At 66.9% G+C, this 19,703-nt stretch carries 19 protein-coding genes; 9 read left to right on the top strand and 10 right to left on the bottom strand.

Features of this window, described 5'->3' with window-relative positions:
- The first annotated feature begins 8 nt into the window (after positions 1–8).
- Positions 9–1,310 (top strand): amino acid permease, encoded by a 1,302-nt coding sequence (locus AC58D2_RS05050; protein WP_497387926.1) that lies wholly within the window; start codon positions 9–11, stop codon positions 1,308–1,310.
- Here AC58D2_RS05050 and AC58D2_RS05045 read toward each other — a convergent pair.
- From AC58D2_RS05045 to AC58D2_RS05035, 3 genes are all read right to left on the bottom strand, one after another.
- Complete coding sequence (locus tag AC58D2_RS05045) at positions 1,272–2,876, bottom strand: phytoene desaturase family protein (protein WP_497387924.1); 1,605 nt, start codon at positions 2,874–2,876, stop codon at positions 1,272–1,274. The genes AC58D2_RS05050 and AC58D2_RS05045 overlap by 39 nt on opposite strands.
- On the bottom strand, positions 2,873–4,087 hold the full coding sequence (locus AC58D2_RS05040) for an FAD-dependent oxidoreductase (protein ID WP_497387922.1): 1,215 nt from the start codon (positions 4,085–4,087) through the stop codon (positions 2,873–2,875). The genes AC58D2_RS05045 and AC58D2_RS05040 overlap by 4 nt, the downstream gene beginning before the upstream one ends.
- Before the next feature lie 109 nt (positions 4,088–4,196).
- Positions 4,197–5,375, bottom strand: coding sequence for an aromatic ring-hydroxylating oxygenase subunit alpha (locus tag AC58D2_RS05035; protein WP_497387920.1), 1,179 nt, complete (start codon positions 5,373–5,375; stop codon positions 4,197–4,199).
- Between the two features lie 33 nt (positions 5,376–5,408).
- On the opposite strand from AC58D2_RS05035, the gene AC58D2_RS05030 reads away from it, so the two are divergent.
- The gene (locus tag AC58D2_RS05030) at positions 5,409–5,999 is read left to right on the top strand and encodes a TetR/AcrR family transcriptional regulator (RefSeq protein WP_497387918.1); all 591 of its coding nucleotides are present in this window, start codon (positions 5,409–5,411) and stop codon (positions 5,997–5,999) included.
- 123 nt (positions 6,000–6,122) lie between these two features.
- On the opposite strand, the gene AC58D2_RS05025 is transcribed toward AC58D2_RS05030, so the two are convergent.
- From AC58D2_RS05025 to dapB, 5 genes are all read right to left on the bottom strand, one after another.
- Entirely contained in the window at positions 6,123–7,496 is a 1,374-nt protein-coding gene (locus AC58D2_RS05025) for a M20/M25/M40 family metallo-hydrolase (RefSeq protein WP_497387916.1), read from the bottom strand.
- Between the two features lie 115 nt (positions 7,497–7,611).
- A complete protein-coding gene (locus tag AC58D2_RS05020; RefSeq protein WP_497387914.1) occupies positions 7,612–8,493 on the bottom strand; it encodes an OmpA family protein in 882 nt (293 codons plus the stop codon).
- A gap of 211 nt (positions 8,494–8,704) precedes the next feature.
- Positions 8,705–9,364 (bottom strand): endonuclease III, encoded by a 660-nt coding sequence (gene nth, locus AC58D2_RS05015; protein WP_497387912.1) that lies wholly within the window; start codon positions 9,362–9,364, stop codon positions 8,705–8,707.
- Entirely contained in the window at positions 9,351–10,547 is a 1,197-nt protein-coding gene (locus tag AC58D2_RS05010) for a M48 family metallopeptidase (RefSeq protein ID WP_497387910.1), read from the bottom strand. The genes nth and AC58D2_RS05010 overlap by 14 nt, the downstream gene beginning before the upstream one ends.
- Before the next feature lie 82 nt (positions 10,548–10,629).
- On the bottom strand, positions 10,630–11,355 hold the full coding sequence (dapB, locus tag AC58D2_RS05005) for a 4-hydroxy-tetrahydrodipicolinate reductase (RefSeq protein ID WP_497387908.1): 726 nt from the start codon (positions 11,353–11,355) through the stop codon (positions 10,630–10,632).
- A gap of 112 nt (positions 11,356–11,467) precedes the next feature.
- Between dapB and AC58D2_RS05000 the strand changes: the two genes are divergently transcribed.
- Positions 11,468–12,172 carry an NAD-dependent deacylase gene (locus AC58D2_RS05000; RefSeq protein WP_497387906.1) on the top strand — a complete coding sequence of 235 codons (705 nt, stop codon included), beginning with the start codon at positions 11,468–11,470 and terminating at the stop codon, positions 12,170–12,172.
- Between the two features lie 6 nt (positions 12,173–12,178).
- Here the strand turns inward: AC58D2_RS05000 and tadA are convergent, their stop codons facing one another.
- Positions 12,179–12,634: a tRNA adenosine(34) deaminase TadA gene (gene tadA, locus AC58D2_RS04995; protein ID WP_497387904.1), complete on the bottom strand. Its 456-nt coding sequence runs from the start codon at positions 12,632–12,634 to the stop codon at positions 12,179–12,181.
- A gap of 130 nt (positions 12,635–12,764) precedes the next feature.
- Between tadA and rpmB the strand changes: the two genes are divergently transcribed.
- A complete protein-coding gene (gene rpmB, locus AC58D2_RS04990) occupies positions 12,765–13,058 on the top strand; it encodes a 50S ribosomal protein L28 (protein WP_317152207.1) in 294 nt (97 codons plus the stop codon).
- Positions 13,059–13,170: 112 nt separating this feature from the next.
- On the opposite strand, the gene AC58D2_RS04985 is transcribed toward rpmB, so the two are convergent.
- Entirely contained in the window at positions 13,171–14,163 is a 993-nt protein-coding gene (locus AC58D2_RS04985) for an esterase-like activity of phytase family protein (protein WP_497387902.1), read from the bottom strand.
- A gap of 187 nt (positions 14,164–14,350) precedes the next feature.
- Between AC58D2_RS04985 and AC58D2_RS04980 the strand changes: the two genes are divergently transcribed.
- The 5 genes from AC58D2_RS04980 to AC58D2_RS04960 all read left to right on the top strand — a co-directional run bounded on the left by AC58D2_RS04980 (position 14,351) and on the right by AC58D2_RS04960 (position 19,238).
- Positions 14,351–14,758, top strand: a complete 408-nt coding sequence (locus AC58D2_RS04980) for a glycine zipper 2TM domain-containing protein (protein WP_497387900.1) — start codon at positions 14,351–14,353, stop codon at positions 14,756–14,758.
- A 259-nt stretch (positions 14,759–15,017) separates the two neighbouring features.
- A complete protein-coding gene (locus AC58D2_RS04975) occupies positions 15,018–16,061 on the top strand; it encodes a Ppx/GppA phosphatase family protein (RefSeq protein ID WP_497387898.1) in 1,044 nt (347 codons plus the stop codon).
- Positions 16,058–16,768 (top strand): RlmE family RNA methyltransferase, encoded by a 711-nt coding sequence (locus AC58D2_RS04970; protein ID WP_497387896.1) that lies wholly within the window; start codon positions 16,058–16,060, stop codon positions 16,766–16,768. The genes AC58D2_RS04975 and AC58D2_RS04970 overlap by 4 nt, the downstream gene beginning before the upstream one ends.
- Positions 16,769–16,814: 46 nt before the next feature.
- The gene (locus AC58D2_RS04965; RefSeq protein WP_497387894.1) at positions 16,815–18,278 is read left to right on the top strand and encodes a S41 family peptidase; all 1,464 of its coding nucleotides are present in this window, start codon (positions 16,815–16,817) and stop codon (positions 18,276–18,278) included.
- Positions 18,279–18,932: 654 nt separating this feature from the next.
- Entirely contained in the window at positions 18,933–19,238 is a 306-nt protein-coding gene (locus tag AC58D2_RS04960) for a hypothetical protein (protein WP_497388568.1), read from the top strand.
- The last annotated feature ends 465 nt before the right edge of the window (positions 19,239–19,703 follow it).

The raw sequence follows: 19,703 nt of genomic DNA, 5'->3' as shown, positions 1-19,703 counted from the left end.
ATGACCCGATGACACATGAGGCGGGGCCGCGCGGGAAGCTCGGCCTCGCGATGTGCGTCGCGCTGGTCATGGGCAATATGATCGGGTCGGGGGTGTTCCTGCTCCCCGCGAGCCTCGCGCCCTTCGGCTGGAATGCGGTCGCGGGCTGGGCGCTGACGATCGCCGGCGCGCTCGCGCTCGCGGCGGTGCTCGCGCGGCTCACCGTCGCCTTTCCCGAAGCGGGCGGCCCCACGGGCTTCGTCGAGCGCGCCTTCGGCCGCGTGCCGAGCTTCATGATCGGCTGGGCCTATTGGATTTCGGTGTGGACCGCGAACGTCACGCTGGCGGTCGCATCGGTCAGCTTCCTCTCGATTTTCGTGCCCGCCCTCGCCGACCATATGGCTGCCGCGACGATCGCGCTGATCTGGATCGTCACCGCGATCAACTGGCGCGGCGCGCGCGCGGCGGGGCGCTTTCAGATTGCCACCCTGGCTGTGAAGCTCGTGCCGCTCGCGGTCGTGATCGTGCTGATCCCGTTGGCGTTCGCCAGCGACCGGCCGGTCGCGCTTACCCCTTTCCCCGCCGAAGGCCTGTCGTGGACCACGGTCAGCGCCTCGGCGATCTTCACCTTATGGGCGCTGCTCGGTTTCGAATCGGCGAGCGTCGCCGCCGACAAGGTCGACCGCCCTGCGATCACTATCCCGCGCGCGACGATGATCGGGACCTTGGCGACGGGCCTGCTCTATCTGATCGTCTGTTCGGCGATCATCCTGATGCTGCCCGCGGACGCGGTCGCAAAATCGAACGCCCCCTTCTCGCTGTTCGTCGAAACCTGGTGGTCGCACGAGCCCGCCTTGTTCGTCGCCGCCTTCGCCGCGGTGAGCGCGCTCGGAACGTTGAACGGCTGGACGCTGGTACAGGCCGAGCTTCCTGCGGCGCTCGCACGGCAGGGGCTGCTCCCGGCGTGGTTCGCGCGCGAGAACAGCCACGGCACCCCCGCCAACGCGCTGATCCTGTCGAGCGCGATCGCGACCGTCTGCGTGATCCTCAACGACAGCAAGTCGACGAGCGAGATGTTCAACATGATGCTCGTCCTGTCGACCTCTGTAACGCTGTGGCTCTATCTCGCCTGCGCGGGCGCGGCGCTGCGCCTCGGCACCGCGACGCCGGTCGCGGCGCTCGGGCTGATCTACGCGGTGTGGACCTTGTGGGGGGCAGGACTCGACGTCAGCGCGATGAGCCTGGTCCTTATGGCCGCGGGCCTGCCGCTCTATTGGTGGACGCGGACGCGCTCAGCGCCACCGCGGCGCGAAGAGCCCCCGATCGCGTAGGATCACGTTCGCGGCATTGTGTCCCGGCGCGCCGGTGACGCCGCCGCCCGGGTGCGTGCCCGCTCCGCACATGTAGAGCCCCTTCACCGGCCCACGATAGCCGCCGTTGCCGAGCACGGGCCGCGCCGCCCAGAGCTGGTCGAGCGTCATATTGCCGTGCATGATGTCGCCGCCGACAAGGCCGAACTTGCGCTCGAGTCCCTTGGGCGACAGGCGCGTGCTGCCGACGATGCTCGCGCGGAAGCCCGGGGCATATGTCTCGACCGTGTCGATGATCGTATCGGCGGCGGCTTCTTCCTCGTCGTCCCAGTCGCGTCCGCCCGGAAGCTCGGGCGCGAACTGCTGGCAAAAGAGGCTCGCGACGTGGCACCCTTCGGGGGCGAGGCTGTCGTCGACGGTCGAGGGGATCAGCATCTCGACGATCGGCGCCTTCGACCAGCCATATTGCTTCGCGTCGAGGAAGGCGCGGTCCATATAGTCGAGCGTCGGCGCCAGGATGATCCCCGACTGGTGATGCTCGCCGGGTTCGGGCAAGCAGGTGAATCTGGGCAGTTCCGACAGCGCGACATTCATCCGGAAGGTCCCGCTGCCCGCCTTGAAGCCCTTGATCCGGCGCTGGAAATCGACGGGCAGGTCGGCGGCGTCCATCATCCGCTCGTACAGCAGCTTGGGCCCGACATTGGCGACGACGCGAGCGGCGGCGATCTCTTCACCGCTGGCGAGCTTGACCCCGACCGCCTTGTCTCCGTCGACGAGCACTTTCGCGACCGGGCTTTCGAGGCTGATCTCGACCCCCGCGGCTTCGCAGACCTTCGCCATGATCTGCGTGATGGTCCCCATGCCGCCGACGCTGTGCCCCCATGCGCCTTTCTTGCCGTTCACCTCGCCGAAGACGTGGTGAAGGAGGACATAGGCGCTGCCCGGCGTGTCGGGCGAGGCATAGTTGCCGACGACCGCGTCGAAACCGAAGGCGGCCTTGACCGCCTCGCTTTCGAACCAGCTGTCGAGCATCGTGCGCGCCGACTTGGTGAACAGGTCGAGCACGTCGCGCTGTTGTTCGAGGCTCAGCCCCGCGAAGCGCCGCCCCTGCCGCGCTCCATCGATCAATGTGCGCAGCCCCTCGCCGATATTCGGCGGCACCTTGAGCGCGAGATCGCGGAGCAGCTCGGCGACATTTTCAAGCGCGTCATAATAGGCCGGAAGCGCGTCGGCGTCGTGCAGGCTGAACTTGCGGAACTCGGACCTCGTGCGTTCGAGCCCGCCGCCGAGCTTCAGATAGCCGCCATCCTCCTGAGGCAGGAAATTGCTGATCGGCCGCTCGATCACGCGATAGCCGTGATCGGCGAGCTTCATGTCGGCGATCACCCTGGGCTGGAGCAGGCTGACCGTGTAGCTCGCGACCGAATTCCTGAAGCCCGGCGCGAATTCCTCGGTCACAGCGGCGCCGCCGACGACATCGCGCGCCTCGACGATGCGTACCTTGAGCCCCGCGCGCGCGAGATAGAAGGCGCAGACGAGACCGTTGTGGCCGGCGCCGATGATCACGGCGTCATAGGGCTTGCTCATTGAAACTCCTTGGCGAGCGGGGATTCGACATGTTGGCGGCCGAAGCCGAGGCCGATCACGCGGCCCGGCATGCGGCGAAGCACGGGCACGCGGTCGAGCAGCTTGATCGCTAAAGGCACACGGGTCACGTCGCCGCGCAGCACCGGCTCGATGACGCGCAGATGCGCGGCGCGCTGAAGCGCCTGCATCCGCACCGTCGGGGTCCAGCGGCGATCCTGCACGCGCTGGAGCAAAGGATCGGGGTCGGCGCCGCGCGCGAGCGGTGCGGCGAGGACGTTCGCCGCAGCAACCGCATCCTGTACCGCCAGGTTGATCCCGACCCCGCCGACGGGCGACATTGCATGCGCGGCGTCGCCGATCGCGAGCAGGCCGGGGCGCGACCAGCGCGTCAGCCGGTCGAGCGAGACCGAGAGCAATTTTACGTCGTCGAAGCTCGCGATCGCATCGATCCCGGCGCCGAAGCCCGGAACGAGCGCGACGACATCGCCGCGGAAGGCGTCAATGCCCTTCGCCTCGATCGCGGGGAAGCCGCCCTTCTCGATAATCCGCGCGCATTGCCAATAGCCCGAACGCGGGATGGCGACGAGCATGCCGCGCGTATCGATCGTGCCGAGCGGCACGTCGGTCGGCGTGTCGCCCGGCATCGGGATGCGAAACCACAGCACGTCCATCGGCGCGCCAAGGTCCTCGAGCGGCAGCTTCGCTGCCTCGCGCAGCACCGAGCGGCGCCCGTCGGCGGCAATGACGAGCCGCGCGGCGAGCGTCTCGCCGCTCGCCAGCGTCACGCCGCCGACGCGACCTGCGCTGTCGAAGCTCGGCGCCGCCGCCTCGGTCGACATGCGCAGGTCGAAGGTCGGATATTTCCGCCCCTCGCGCGCGATGAAGTCGAGCAGGTCCCACTGCGGCATCATCGCTATATAGGGCGCGGCGACGGGCAGATGCGCGAGCGTCGCGACGGTGTAGCGCCGCCCGAGCAAATCGAGCGTCGCGGTGTCGAAGCGCGCGTGGGGCAGCTTCAGAAGTTCGCCCAGCAGTCCGATCTCGTGGAACAGCTCGAGCGTCGAGGGGTGCACCGTGTCGCCGCGGAAATCGCGCAGGAAATCGTTGTGCTTTTCGAGCACGGTGACGCGCACCCCGGCGCGTGCGAGGAGCAGCCCCGCGACCATTCCGGCGGGACCGCCGCCGACGATGACGACTGGAAGATCGTCCATTCTGCCCTCCCGCTTGCGGGAGGGGCCGGGGAAGGGCCTGTCCCGTCTTCAACCATGATGGAGAGCCACAGGCCCTCCCCCTAACCCCTCCCGCAAGCGGGAGGGGGATCTATCGGCTCCACCCCGCCGGCGGCGCCTGTTCGAGCCGCGCCTCGGGAATGATGTCGCGCATCCGCGTGCAGAAATGCCTGAGGCACACCTCCTTGTCGCTCAAGGGGCCCATCGAGAAGCTCCGCGACGCCATCCCCTGCTGGACGCGGGTGATCAGCGCGGTGTCCTCGGCATTGACCTGGCGGTTGATACGCCAGTTGAGGTAGCGCGCCGCGCGCATCTCGCGGCGCCACTCTCCAGAACAGGCGTCGGGGAGCACATAGGAAATTTCGCGGATCAGGCAGCTCGTCGGGCCGGTCGGCAGCCACTGCATGAAATCGACCTGGTCGGGATAGATGTCGAAGGCGACGTTCGGCCACAGCTTGAAGTAGAGCCAGTGGCGCTGACGATCGGCGGGCAGATGCGGCACCGGCGGCAACAAGTGCTGGTACAGGCGCTCGGACCAATTCGCCGACGGCCGGTCGATCAGGTCGCCCCACATGCGGTCGACGCGCTCCTGAGCTTCGACTCCATAGCTTTTGCCGAACAGCCGGGTGAGGCCGGGGTGCGCGACGGGGATGTGGAGGCCGTCCGAATAATTGTCGCCGACATTCTTCCAGTTCACATCGCGCGGGCGCAGCGTGACGCGGCCCAGCGCGCCGAGTTCCTCGAAGCGGTAGGGGGCGACCATCGCCTCATAGGGCGCCATCATCGCCGCGACCGACGGGCCGCCGTCGTCGGCGAGCCGGACGAACCAGAAGCCGCGCCATTGTTCGGCCTCGACCGGGGCGAGCCCCGCCTTGCCCTTGTCGAGCGTCGGATAGCTTGCCGAATCGGGAACGCCGGTCAGCCGGCCGTCGAGGTCATAGGTCCAGGCGTGATAGGGGCAGACGAGCTTCCTGGCGCAGCCCGCCGCGCCGTCGACGAGGCGCGAGCCGCGGTGGCGGCAGACGTTGGTGAAGGCCCGCACGACCGCGTCGGTCCCGCGCACCAGGATCACGCTTTCGCCGACATAGTCGATGCTGTGCCAGTCGCCGGGGTTCGCAATGTCGCTGTCGTGGCAGACGACCTGCCAGCTCGGGCGGAAGATGCGCTCGACTTCGGCAGCGTAGAAATCGGGGTCGCTGTAGGTCCACGCCGGGAGCGACCAGCCGTCGAGGGGGTCGATGGTGTCGAAGGTGTCGCGCAGCGTTGCCATGAGTCCGTCCTTGTTATACATGCGTATAACAACATGACTGCCCCCCGCCAAGCCTTTACGCGCGAGAGCGCCGATGCGCGTCGCACCGCCCTGATCGAGGCGACCGCGGCTGTGCTTGCCGAGCAGGGGCTGGCCCGCACCAATGTGCGCGCGATCTGTGCAAGGGCCGGGGTATCGCCCGGCCTGCTGCGCCATTATTTCGGCGGCATCGACGATCTGGTCGCCGCGACCTATCAGGCGACGAGCGATCGGATGGACGCGGTCTTCGCGTCCGCGGTCGCCGACGCCGGACCCGACCCGCGCGCGCAATTGAGGGCTTATCTCACCGCAAGTTTCCGCCCGCCGGTAACCGACCCCAATCTGCTCGGCGCGTGGACCGCCTTCTGGGCGCTCGCCCGCAGCGATGCGCGGATGGCGGCGATCCATGCGGCAAGCTATGCCGGATACCGTGCGCGCCTCGGCGATCTGCTGGCCGCGTGCGGGGCAGCCGACGCATCGCGGCTGGCGATCATGCTGACCGCGATGGTCGACGGGCTGTGGCTCGAGCTGTCGCTCGACGCGACGAGCTTCGGCGCCGAGGCGGCAGCGGCGATGATCGAGCGCGCGGTGGCGGCTTTGGTCTGACCGCTACCCCTCCCCCAATCCGTTTGTGCTGAGCCTGTCGAAGCACCGTTGTTCTTTGGCGGCGTCGAAGAAAAAGAACGGCGCTTCGACAAGCTCAGGGCGAACGGGATCCGGAGCATTATCCTATTTCGACAAATCCCTGAGCAGGCTGTCCCAATGCGCGAGCGCACCGGGGATGGCATCGACGGGCACGCGTTCGTTAAGCCCGTGCGCGAAGCTGTCGCTCGCCTTTGAAAACAGGCCCGCGACGCCATAGCTCGGCACGCCGACGGCGCGGAAATGCAGGCTGTCGGTCGCGCCGGCGCTCATCGACGGGATGATCGGAATGCCGGGGAAGCGCGCGTGCACCGCCTTGGTCACCGCGGCGACCACGTCGCCGCGCAGCGGCGACGCATCGCTCGCGGTCGCGTCGGGATCGTCCTTCACGGTCACGGCGGGATCGGCGATGACCTTTTCGAGTTCGGCGCGCACCGCCGCGACCGGCACGCCGGGGAAGATGCGGCAGTTGATGTTCGCGGTCGCGCGTTGCGGGAGCGCATTTTCGGCATGACCGCCGTTCACCAGCGTCGGCACGCAGGTCGTCCCGATCTGCCCGACATATTCGGGATCGGCGGTGATCGTCGCGATCGCCGCCGCGTCGGCCGGGTCGGCGGCAAAAGCCTTGAGCGCCGCGCCGATGTCGCCGCCGACCTGGTCGGCGACGATCGGCATCCCCGCCCTGGTCAGCTCGTTCTGCTGCGGCTTGAAATGATAGGCGCCGACCTTTGCGAGCGCGTTCGACAATTGCACGATCGCGTTGATCGGGCCGGGGCGCGAGCTGTGGCCGCCGGGATTGGTCACTTCGAGCGTGAAATCGGCATAGGTCTTCTCGCCCGCCTGCAGCCCGTAGTATTGCGCCGTGCCGTCCTCGCCGATCAGCCCGCCGCCGCCATCGCCGTTCAAGGCCATTTCGGCGCCCGTGTATTTCGCGGCGAGCGCGCGCGTCGTCACCATCGCGGTTTCCTCGTCGCCCGAGAGCAGCAGGATGATCGTGCGCTTCGGCTTGAAGCCGTCTTTCTTGAGCTGGGCCATCGTCGCGACCATCATCGCGACGTCGAACTTGTTATCCTCTGACCCGCGGCCGAAGATATAGCCGTCCTCTTCCACGGGCACGAAGGGATCGCGCGTCCAGTCCTTCGCATCGGCCTCGACGACGTCCATATGGCCGAGCATCAGGATCGGCTTTGCGTCGGTCGAACCCTTGAGCGTCGCGGCGAAGGTCGCGGTTTCGCCGATCGGGGTGATCACGATATCGCCATCGGCGAAGCCCGCCGCGGTCAGCACCTTTTTATAATAGGCCGCCAGTTCGGGCACCTTGCCGCGCCCGGCGACGGTCGGGATCGCGACGCTGTCCATCAGAATCCGCTTCGCCGCGGCCGGATCGGCGGGCTTGGCGTGTACGGGCGCGGCGGCCAGGAGGGCGGCGGCGAAAGCGAGCGGGGCGTAGGATGTGCGCATGGCGCGACTATGCCGCGCCACGCGCAATCGGCAAGCGACAATCGCTGCCGGACCGGCGGTCCCGCCCGGCGATCGAGATCGGAAGGGGGGTGGGCGCACCCACCCCCAGGCCGGATCAGATCCCGTCGACGCTCTTGCTGACGAGGATGTTCACCGCGACGCGGCGGTTCTGCGCTTTGCCCTCGGGCGTGCTGTTGTCGGCCAGCGGATCGGCTTCGGCCATGCCGGTCGGCGTCAGCATGCGATAGGGCTTCCACTTGCACGCCTGTTGCAGGTAGTTGACCACGCGGCTCGCACGCTTTTCGCTGAGCTGCTGGTTGAAGTCCTGGCTGCCGGTCGAATCGGTGTAGCCGACGACGAGCAGCAGGGCGTTTTCGGTACCTTCGGCCTGCGACGCCGCCGCGCACAGATCGGCCTTCGCCTGTTCGGACAGCACCGCCTTGCCGACGTCGAAGTTCACATTGGTCGTGCCCTTGATATTATATTTGTCGATATCGCCCATCCGGCCGCGCAGCGCCTCGGTCGCGGCTTCCTGCACCTCGAACCGCTGGTTGGTGCCGTTCTGGATCATCGACGCGGTTTTCAGATCCTTGTTCTTGAGATCGATCTGGCTGGCGAGCAGCCCGCCGTCCCACTGGAGTGTCTCGACCGAGACCGGCAGGCCGTTCATCAGCGCATCGGCGGCGAGCTTGTCGCGATTGAGGCCAAGGAAACCCCCGCTGGACCGGATCCTGGTCGTATCGCCGACGGCCACGACGGTTCGAGTGCCGTCGGCGGTGGTGATCTGGATCTGGTTGCCGCTGCGCGCGGAGATAATTCCTTCTACCTCGGGCCCCTTGGCCATGTCGGCCGGGTCGGGCATCCCCTGACCATAGACGGTGGCCATGACGTCGTCCTGCGATTGGTCCTGCTGCTCCTGCGCCCAACTGCCCGTCGCCGGGACGGCGAGCAGGGCCAGCAGCATCAGCGCCTTTGGACTTTTGGAAACGAAACGCATTCTGTAACTCCTTTGATGGCATCAGCCGGCCGTGCGTTGCCGCGGCCTTGCAGGCCGCGCCCCCTGGCGCCGTGCCGGGCTGCTACCCCCCACGTTTCGCTGCATAGGATGTACGCCGAAAAAGCCCGCATTTATGCGACGAATCGCCCGATGTTCAGGCCGGATTTCACGGTTTGCGGCGCGCCGAATCGCGGCGCCGGAGCGACCGGATTCAGGCGGGTGCCTTTTTCGCCTTCGGCGCCAGTGTCTTAGGCTTGTAGGCGCACAGGTCCGCCACCGGGCAGCGCCAGCATTCGGGGGTGCGCGCCTTGCAGATGTAGCGGCCGTGGAGGATCAGCCAGTGGTGGGCGCCGACGCGAAACGGCCCCGGCACCTTTTTTTCGAGCTGTTTCTCGACCGCGAGGGGCGTCTTGCCCGGCGCGAGGCCGGTGCGATTGCCGACGCGAAAGATGTGCGTATCGACCGCGAAAGTCTCTGCCCCGAATGCCGAGTTCATCACGACATTGGCGGTCTTGCGCCCGACGCCCGGCAGCTCGACCAGCGCATCGCGGTCGGCGGGCACCTCTCCGCCATAATCGCGCACGAGGATTGCGCTGAGCGCGATGACATTCTTCGCCTTGGCGTTGAACAGGCCAATCGTCTTGATGTGGTCCTTGAGGCCCGCTTCGCCGAGGTCGAGCATCGCCTGGGGCGTCTTCACCGCCTCGAACAGCCGCCGCGTCGCCTTGTTCACCCCGACGTCGGTCGCCTGTGCCGAGAGCACGACCGCGACGAGCAGTTGATAAGTATTGCCATATTCGAGCTCGGTTTCGGGATCGGGGTTCAGCTCGGCAAGGCGGCGGAAGAATTCGAAGATGTCAGCGCGGGTCATTCCCCGGCCGCTCGCCTGCTGTTTCGCCACGGTGCGCCGCCTTCCATTCCATCGCCGCGCGAATGCGATTCTCAACCGAGGGATGGTTGTAGAAGATCGCCTCCTGCAGCGGGTGTGGACGCGGATAGCGGTATTCGGCGGTCTTGAGCAAGGCGCTCGCAAGCGCATCGGGCAGGCGGGTCGTTTCGAGCGCATAGGCATCGGCCTGCGCCTCGCCGATGCGGGTCAGGCTGTTGACCAAAGGCACCGTGAGGAGGCTGAGGCACGAAACGAGCGCCATGAACACCGGCAGCCCGACCGGATCGCCCAGCGCCGCAGACGAACCCAGCAACCGCGCGGCCGGCGCGAACAGCCGGTCGATGAGTGCGAGCACCAGAAAGGCGAGCAGCGGGAGCACTACTATATGCCGCCAGACATGGCCCAGCGTATAATGGCCTGCTTCGTGCGCGGTGACCACCTTCACCTCGTCGAGCGACGCCTTGTCGAGCGCGACGTCGGAAATGGCAATGCGCGCCGACGGCCCGATCCCGGCGACATTGGCCGTGAAGATGTCCGACTGGCGCGATCCGTCGTACATATAGATATGGTCGTGGGGAATGCCCGTCCGGTCGGCGATCTCCTCGAGCGCGGTGCGAACCTGCCCCGGCGGCACCGGCTCATATTCGTTGAAAAGCGGCGCGATCAGCGTCGGCGCCAGCAACAGCATCGCGGTCGTCACGAGCGCTGTGAACCCGCCCGCCCACAGCCACCAGCGCCGCCCCGCACGTCCGATCAACCAATAGATGCCGACAATGAACAACGCGCCGAAGAGACCGGAAATCAGGCTGCTTAGCGCGGCCTGCCCCAGAAAATCGCCCAGCGGCTGGCTCGACAGACCATAGTCACGCTCGCGCTGCCAATTGACGAACACCGTCCACGGCAGGCGGATCGCATCGGAGACGACAAAGAAGGCCAAGCCGATCGCGAAGGTCGCCACCAGCCAGGATCGCGCGGTCATCCGTGCCGCGATCCGGTCGAGCAGGCGCAACCGGATCATCAGCCAGGCAATGAAGATCGACACCGCGACGCCCGCGATCATCAACGCTTCCTCGCCAGCCGTATAAGCTGCCGCCCGGGCCAGCGCGGCCGCCCCGAGGCTGTCGACATAGCGAGCGGTTTCGGCGGCTGGCGACACGATGGACATGCGATGACTCCTGTATTATGTGTATAATACAGTTAGGGCCACCCAAGGCAAGGCGGATTTTCGTCCCGACGCTCTTCGAGCGTTACAGTCCCAGCACCTGCGCCATCGTGTAGCGTCCCGGCTTCTGATGGACGAGCCACAGCGCCGCCTTTACCGCGCCGCGCGCGAAGATCATGCGGTTTTCGGCGCGGTGCGACAGCGTCAGCATTTCCTCCGGCCCTGCGAAGATCACGTCATGGTCGCCGGCGACGGTGCCACCGCGCAGGCTCGCGAAGCCGATCTTGCCATGACCGCGCGCGCCGGTGACGCCGTCGCGGCTGCGTTCGGAGCAGCGGTCGAGATTGATTCCTCGCCCCTCGGCCGCCGCCTGGCCGAGCAGCAGCGCGGTGCCGCTGGGCGCATCGACCTTGCGCGCGTGGTGCATTTCGAGGATCTCGATATCCCAGTCGGCATCGAGCCGCGCCGCGGCCTCGCGCACCAGATGCGCGAGCAGGGTGACGCCGAGCGAGGTATTGCCGGTTTGCAGCACCGCAATCTCCCTGGCGGCATCGTCGATCAGATAATGGTGGCGCTCCTCGAGCCCGGTCGTGCCGATCACGATCGGCTTTTTCGCGGCGGTGCAGGCGTCGAGCGTCGCCTCGAGCGCCGCGGGCGAGGAGAAGTCGACGAGCACGTCGCTGCGCTCCGCGAGCTTTGCGACGTTGCCGCCCTTGTCGATGCCGTGATGATGCTGCCCGGCTTCCGAGATCGCCGCGGCGAGCGCGACGCCCATCCGGCCGTGGCTGCCGACGATGCCGATATTGGTCATGACGCGTCCCCTCACTTTCGCGCCCCCCTTAGACCCGCCGGGCGAACCGAGTCGAGGCTTGGCGCGATGCCGGCGTCTCGACTTTGCCGCTCGGCCATGGATAAGAGGGCGCATGTCCCCGATTCGGAACATCGTCGTCCTGACCGGCGCGGGCGTTTCTGCCGAGAGCGGCATAGACACGTTTCGCGACGCCGGCGGGTTGTGGGAACAACATCGCGTCGAGGATGTTGCGACCCCGGAGGCCTTTGCCCGCGACCCCGACCTGGTCCACCGCTTTTACGATGCGCGGCGCGAGGCGATCCAGGCGAAGCAGCCGAACGCCGCGCACGCGGCGCTCGCGCGTCTCGACGCCGCATGGCCCGGCGAGCTGCTGATCGTCACGCAGAATGTCGACGACCTGCACGAGCGTGCGGGCGCGAAGCGGCTGATCCACATGCACGGCGAGCATCTGAACGCCTGGTGCACCGCGTGCGACACGCGCAGCCGCTGGACCGGAACGCTGTTCGACCGTCCAGCCTGCCCCGCCTGCGGCATGCCGGGTCATCTGCGCCCCGACGTCGTCTGGTTCGGCGAGATGCCGTACCGGATGGAGGACATCTATGCGGCGTTGAACCACGCCGACCTGTTCGTGTCGATCGGCACCTCGGGCGCGGTCTATCCCGCCGCGGGCTTCGTGCGCGAGGCGCGGCAGGCCGGGGCAAGGACGCTGGAGCTCAAAATGGAGCCGAGCCAGGGCAGCCGTTGGTTCGACGAGGCGCGCCACGGGCCGGCGACCGTGCTGGTTCCGCAATGGGTCGACCAGATATTGGGATTATGACTCGGCTCAGCGCCGCGCCGCGAAAAAATCCCGGAGCAGCGCCGCGGACTCGCCGGCCCCGATGCCGTCATAGATCTCTGGCCGGTGGTGCACCGTCGGCTGTGCGAACAGGCGCGGACCGTGCGCGACCGCGCCGCCCTTCGGATCGTCGGCGCCGTAATAGAGCCGCGCGATGCGCGCGTGGGCGATGGCGCCCGCGCACATCGCGCAGGGTTCGAGCGTGACGTGGAGGTCGCAGCCGTCGAGCCGCTCGCTGCCGAGCCTTGCCGCCGCGGCGCGAATCGCGACGATCTCCGCATGCGCGGTCGGGTCGTGCGATTCGCGCGGGGCGTTGTGCCCCTCGGCGATGATTTCGCCATCCTTGACGATGACCGCACCGACGGGCACCTCGCCCCGACCGGCGGCGATTCGCGCGAGATCGAGCGCGCGGCGCATCGGGTCGGGGAGCGGGAAAAGAGCCATGATCTTCCCGCTAATGCCTTGACGAATCCCCGGCAAGCCGATAAGCGCGCGCCTTTCCCGGCCCACCCGGTCTTTTCGGCGCCTTTCGCGCCAGCCGGCACGCCGCCCAGATTTTGTAAGGACGAGAACCATGTCGCGCATTTGCGAACTGACCGGCAAGGGTCGCCAGGTTGGCCACAATGTCAGCCACGCCAACAACAAGACCAAGCGCACCTTCCTGCCCAATCTGCAGAATGTGACCTTGCTGTCGGAAGCGCTCGGCAAGGGCGTGAAGCTGCGCGTGTCGACCCACGGCCTGCGCTCGGTCGAGCATAATGGCGGCCTCGACAACTGGCTGATGAAGACCGGCGACGAGCAGCTTTCGGCGAATGCCCGCAAGCTGAAGAAGGAAGTCGCGAAGAAGCTCGCCGAAAAGGCAGCGTAATTCGCCATTCCTTGTGCGGCTCCGGCCCGCTCCCCCACTCGGCCTTCCATAGCATAGCGCATCGGGAGCCCGGGTGGGGGAGCGGGCCGGAGCCGTTTTGGGACCGCGAGACTCAGCGCGCCGCCTTATTGCCGTCCGCCGTTCGCCGCGGCGGCAGGCCGACGAGTTCGAACTGGAGCAGCAGGCTGCGCTGCCAGACGTTGAAATTATTGTCGGATACCAGCCACAGCCAGGTCCTGCCGCCTTCGGCCGCGACCGCGGCGCCCTCGAAATTGTCGGCGAGCGCCCTCGGGACGCGCCCGATCGTCACCGACCGGACCACCGCGCCAGGCGCGATGTCGGCCGGGTCGACGACGGCGAGGATCGTCGTAAACACCGGATCGAAGCCGAGCCGGCGATGGACAAGCAGGATCCGGCCGTCGGGAAGCGGGGCCGCGTCGCTGACCCGCCCCCGACCCCCGGTGTCGTAGAAAAAGCGCACGGCTTTGCGGTTCGGGGCCGCCGGGTCGCCGCGATAGACGACCGCCTCGCTGCCACGCGGATCGTCGCCGCCATGTTCGGAGAAGACGATGATCCGGCCGTCGGCGAAGCGCACCAGCGCCTCTGGCCCGCTGTTCGAGGGCCAGTCGGGCAAGGCGGCCTTCGCTTCGACACGCGTCAGCCGCGGATCGAGACGCCATATCTGGTTGACATTTTCCAGCCCCGCCCAGCTTCGGCCGCTGACCGGATCGAAGGCGAAGGATTCATAGTCGACCGCCAGCTTGCGGTGACGCTTGCCGGGCGGCGACGGCAGCGGATCGATGCGAAACGCCGTCAGCGCCCCGGCGGGCGACAGGGCCAGCCGCGACACATAGCCATTGTCCGACACCAGCAGATAGCGCCCCGGCGCAGGCCGCGCGAGCGCCGAAAAACCGCCGAAGTGGCTGTTGGGACTTTGCAGGTGCCACCCGCGAACGAAGCGCAGCGACCCCGACCGGACGGGCGCAAGGTCCACCGGAGTCGCCAGAGCCCGCTGGCTTTCGTCGACGCCCGGAAAGCGCATCGCCGTTCCCGGGAGCGGGCCGAGGAGCAGGAAGATCAGGGTGGCGGGAAGCAGGCGACGCATCGGCGCGGGGGTAGAAGGGTCGCCGCCGAAAGGGAAGGCCCGCGCGCCGGCAAGATGAACGGCAGGCAACCGAAGCTGAACGAACGCCGACAGCGATGTTCAGCCTTGGCTCAAAGCGAATCGGGCAAAAGGGCATCATCGAACCAACGCCCCAGCCAAGGGCCGAACGGAAAGAAGGAGAAAAGAGATGAAAAAGATGACGACGCTCTCCATCGCCGCGCTGATGTCCGCCGCGACGCTGGGCATGGCCGCGCCCGCCGCCGCGCAGGGCGGCTATTACGACCGCGCCGGCTATTCGACCTACCAGGCGGGCTATGACCGGCACGATCGCCGCTACGACCGGCGCAGCGACCGTTACGATAGCCGTTATGACCGCCGCAACGACCGTCGCTATTACAACAACCGCTATGACAACCGCCGCTATCGCCAGTGCGACAACGGCACCGGCGGCACCGTGATCGGCGCGATCGCCGGCGGGCTGGCCGGCAACGAAATCGCGGGCCGCGGCGACAAGACCGTCGGCACGATCATCGGCGGCGCGATCGGCGCGATCGCGGGCCGTGCGATCGACAAGGGGAATGACGGCTGCCGCTAAGGGCAGGCCCGACCCCCAATAAGTCCCCTCCCACCTTTCACCCCGTCCGGCGATTCGCACGCCGGGCGGGGTTTTCCTTGCGCGGCAGGCGCATAGAGGTGGGCGCCGGGGCGATCCGGCTTGCCTTCATTGCCGCGCGCGCCTAGGCTTGTCCCCAAGTGCACGTCCGCATCCAGGCGGACGCGTGAGAAGACAGGTCAACATAGCCATGCGGCAAATGGCATCGCCATCCGGGCGGCCGCCGCGGCCTCGGCCAGCGGTGGCGAAAGACAGACAACAGGGCGGCGTCCCGTCCCGCCCCTTTCCCTTTACGCGACCGAAAAGCTATGGGGCGATCGACCTCGGCACCAACAATTGCCGGTTGCTGATCGCGCGCCCGCAGGACGGCGAGCTGGTCGTGATCGACGCCTTTTCCCGCATCGTCCGGCTCGGCGAAGGGCTGCATCGCAGCGGCCGGATCAGCGACCAGGCGATGGATCGCGCGGTGGGAGCGCTCGCGATCTGCGCCGACAAGCTGCGCCGCCGCCACGTGTCTCTGTCGCGCGCGGTTGCCACCGAGGCGTGTCGCCGGGCGAGCAATTGCGACGAGCTGGTCGCGCGCGTGCGGGCCGAAACGGGGATCGCGCTCGACGTCATTACGGCGGCCGAAGAGGCGCGGCTGGCGGTGCTCGGCTGTCACAACCTGATGGAGCCCGGCGAGGGTCCGGGGCTGATCTTCGACATCGGCGGCGGCTCGACCGAACTGATGCACGTCGAGGCGACCGGACAGGACGTCAGGATCCACGATTGGATCAGCGTGCCGTGGGGGGTCGTCTCGCTGACCGAACATGCGTCCCCCGCCGCCGACGACCTGTCCGCACGCCAGGCCAGCTATGCCCATATGCGCCAGGTCACCCGCGACGCCTTTGCCGCGTTCGCCAGCCGCGCGACGCGCTTCGCGGGCCAGCCGCTGCGCCTGCTCGGCACCAGCGGCACGGTGACGACGCTCGCGAGCGTCTTTCTGGACCTGCCGCGCTACGACCGGCGCGTGGTCGACGGCATCATCGTCCCGTCGGACGAGATGCGCGCGATCAGCCGCCGCCTGGCCGAGGCCAGCATCGCCGACCGCGCCGAGATCGCCTGCATCGGGCGCGAGCGCGCCGACCTGGTCGTCGCGGGCTGTGCGATCCTGGAAAGCATCATCGACCTGTGGCCGGCCGCCCGCATCGGCGTCGCCGACCGCGGCATCCGCGAAGGCATCTTGCGCACGCTGGCCATGCAGGGCCGCGACATTCCCGTGACTCGCCGCGAGTATCGCCGATGAGCCGCAAGGGCACAGGGAGCGGGCGGGGCGGATTGCACGAGCGGGTCAAGACCGCGCGGCGGCGCAGCGCGTCGTCGACGCGCTGGTTGCAGCGCCAGCTCAACGATCCCTATGTCCGCCGCGCGCAAGCCGAAGGCTATCGCTCGCGCGCCGCGTACAAGCTGCTCGAGCTCGACGAAAAATTCGGCTTTCTGAAAAAGGCGCGGGCGGTCGTCGACCTGGGCATCACGCCCGGCGGATGGTCGCAGGTGGTGCGCAAGGCGAACCCGCGCGCGAAGGTCGCGGGGATCGACCTGCTCGCGTGCGAGCCGATCGAGGGGGTGGCGATCCTGGAAATGGATTTCATGGACGACGCCGCGCCCGACGCGCTGATCGACGCGCTGGGCAGCGCGCCCGACCTGGTGATTTCGGACATGGCGGCGAACACCGTCGGACACCCCCAGACCGATCATCTGCGCACTATCGCACTCGCCGAAACCGCCGCCGATTTCGCGGTGCAGACCCTGCTGCCGGGCGGGGCCTTCGTCGCCAAGGTCTTCGCCGGCGGCGCCGACCGCGAATTGCTGACCCTGCTGAAGACGCATTTCGCCAGCGTGAAGCATGCCAAGCCGCCGGCGAGCCGCAAGGGGTCGCCCGAACTCTATGTCGTCGCCCAGGGATTCAAGGGCGCCGCCGCCGCCGGTGCAAAGGCGGACGATCAACGATAAGGCGCCGCGCGCGCGAGGCGCGGGAGCGCAAAACGGGGAGCAAACCATGACGAAGTCCAGACAGTCGATCGCCGCAGTGAGCCTTGCCGCGCTGATGCTCGCATCGTGCGGCGGCGGCGGCGGGAGCAGCAGCAGCGCGCCGCCGGTGACGGTCACCCCCACCCCGTCGCCGACGCCGACGCCGACCCCCACCGCGAGTTGCAGCCTGTCGTCGCGGCAGGATTTTGCCAAGGCGGTGATCGACGAATGGTACCTGTTCCCGAATGACGTCGCGACCAACGTCAATCCGTCGGCCTATGGCGACGTGCAGACCTATATCGACGCGCTGCTGGCCCCGGCGCGGGCGCAGAACAAGGACCGCTATTTCACCTACATCACCTCGATCGCCGAGGAAGAGGCCTATTATGCGAGCGGGTCGAGCGCGGGCTATGGCGTGCGGCTGGCCTATGATCCCTATAACCAGGTCATCCTGATCGCCGAAGCCTATGAAGGGGCGCCCGCGCTTACCGCGGGGATCGACCGCGGCGCGTCGATTTCGGCAATCGGCACGAGCGGCGGATCGATGCGGACCATCGCGAGCATCGTGGCGGCCGAGGGCACCGCGGGCATCATCGACGCGCTCGGGCCCGACGAGGCCGGGGTGACGCGCGTGCTGCGCGTCACCGACGCGACGGGCACGCGCAACGTGACGGTGACCAAGGCTGAATACGACCTCGACCCCGTATCCGATCGCTATGGCGCCAAGGTCATCACCGAAGGCGGCCATAAATATGGCTATCTGAACCTGCGCACCTTCATCACCTCTGCCGGTCCGCAGCTTCGCGACGCCTTCCAGAGCTTCGGCGCCCAGGGCGTGACCGACGTGATCGTCGACCTGCGCTACAATGGCGGCGGGCTGGTGTCGGTCGCCGAGCTGTTCGGCGACCTGCTGGGCGGCGGGCATGCGGGCGAGCTTTTCTCGCAGGTCAAATTCCGCCCGGAGAAATCGAGCGAAAACGACGAGCATCGCTTCACCGCGCAGGCGCAGACGATCACGCCGACGCGGCTGGCCTTCATCGGCACCGATTCGACCGCGTCGGCGAGCGAACTCGTCATCAATGGCATGCTCCCCTATCTGGGCACCAACATGACGCTGGTCGGCGGCAACACCTATGGCAAGCCGGTGGGCCAGATCGCACTCGACAATGCCGAATGCGACGACCGGATGCGCGTGATCGCCTTTGCGCTCGCCAATGCCGACGGCGCGGGCGATTATTATGACGGCCTCGCCGCGCGCATCCCGAACAGCTGCGCCGCCGACGACGACCTCGCCTATCCGCTCGGCGACCCGCGCGAAGCATCGGTGCGCGCGGCGATCGATTTCCTGTCGGGCCAGTCGTGCACGACCCGCATCGCCGACACGCGATCCGCCTCGGCAAGCCGCATCACCGGCGCCCCGGCGCGTGGCCCGGCCATGCTGACGCCCGCAAACCCGACGACCGAGCAGCGCGAGCAGCCGGGGCTGTTCTGATCGGGAGTGGAGCGGGTGAAGGGAATCGAATAATTGCAGGAACCGAAGGAAAGCCTATTCATTCAGCTCGATGCTAATTTGGAGGCCCCCAGAAAGGCCCCCGTCAGTGCTGTACTTAAAAGTCCGGAGGTTCGATTCCTACCACGGCGCTTGCCGAGCATCTTCCGCCCGCAACTTCTCCTCTAATCGAAAAGATAACCGAGCGCTCTGAGGAGGCCAACGACAAAGGCACCGGCGACCACACAGGTAGCGACCCAAAATTCGATCGCGAGCGCCTTGTCCCGGCATTTCGTCGTACGCCTAACCATATGCCGACCATGACACGGCCGAATATTGTAGGAAACCCGCGTTTTCGTTCTGACCTACGAAATAGGAATTGGTGCCCGGCCCAGTCCCGAAAGGGATAGGGAGCCCAGAACCGGGCACCCATCGCGCTAGCCTGAAGGGCTAGCTACGAATTCCATAATCTCGCTTCTGATTCAAATCGCGCGGACGCACGCATTGGTTGCCAATGCTGAGATGGAGACGGCCGCATCGCATCGTGGCGCTAAAATGGCGCTCCCAATTTAATCCGGGCTGCGCTAATTTCTAACGAGAGAACATCTGCAAAAGGGGAGTCGCAGGATGCTTATCGCTTCAATTCTTTTGGCGGCCATGGCGCCAGCACCGGCCGGCAACGTCGACGCGACGCGCGCCGCGTTCACGAAATGCCTTCGCGATCATCTCAAGAAGCAACTTGAGGCAAAGGTCAGCGAAGCGGAGTTCGAGCTTTCCGTAAAGTCGGCATGCGACGCCGAGCAATCGGCGTTCAAAGCCGCCGTCACCGCCTCCGACCGCGCTGGCGGTGATTCGCAGGCGGATGCGGAAGAAAATGCGCAGATGCAGATCGACGACTATCACGCGAACTTCACGGACAAGTTCAAGGATTACGCATCGACCAATACGATGCCGGGTGAGTGACTGCTTCGAAGGGAATGGCGCGTCAGTGACGAACCGGCGGGACGCCACCCTCGTCCATCAACAGTAAGAGCTCACGAAGCTTAAAACGTAAGCTGGCGAGCTCGAGCCCGACAGTAGCTTCGCGCCGCCCAGCTGCGATGAGCAGATGGCGCAAAAGTTCGTCCGAATGTCGCATCAGCGCGAGTAGGTGTGACCCGCTGGGAGCATGAGTCCCTGCGAGCCAATGTTTCACGCATCGCTCGCTGGCGCCCGTCCACCGCATCAGCGTCTTAACGCCCCGATGAGTCTCTCCGACTTCCTCCGTGAGTGCGGCTGAAACCAGTTCCGCGAAGGTGATGTCGTAACCGTGGTGTGAAGGCCGCCTTGCGGGACGGCGTTCCGGGGTGCTGATAGCCGCTCTTTGCGAGGAGCGGTGATGAGCGAGGATATCGGAGCGGCGGGAGCGAGTGCTCTTGTGACTGGTCA

It is taken from the genome of Sphingopyxis sp. CR5 (assembly GCF_059693785.1).
The sequence above is the reverse complement of the archived record's forward strand: the minus strand, read 5'-3'. Positions and strand labels throughout refer to the sequence as shown.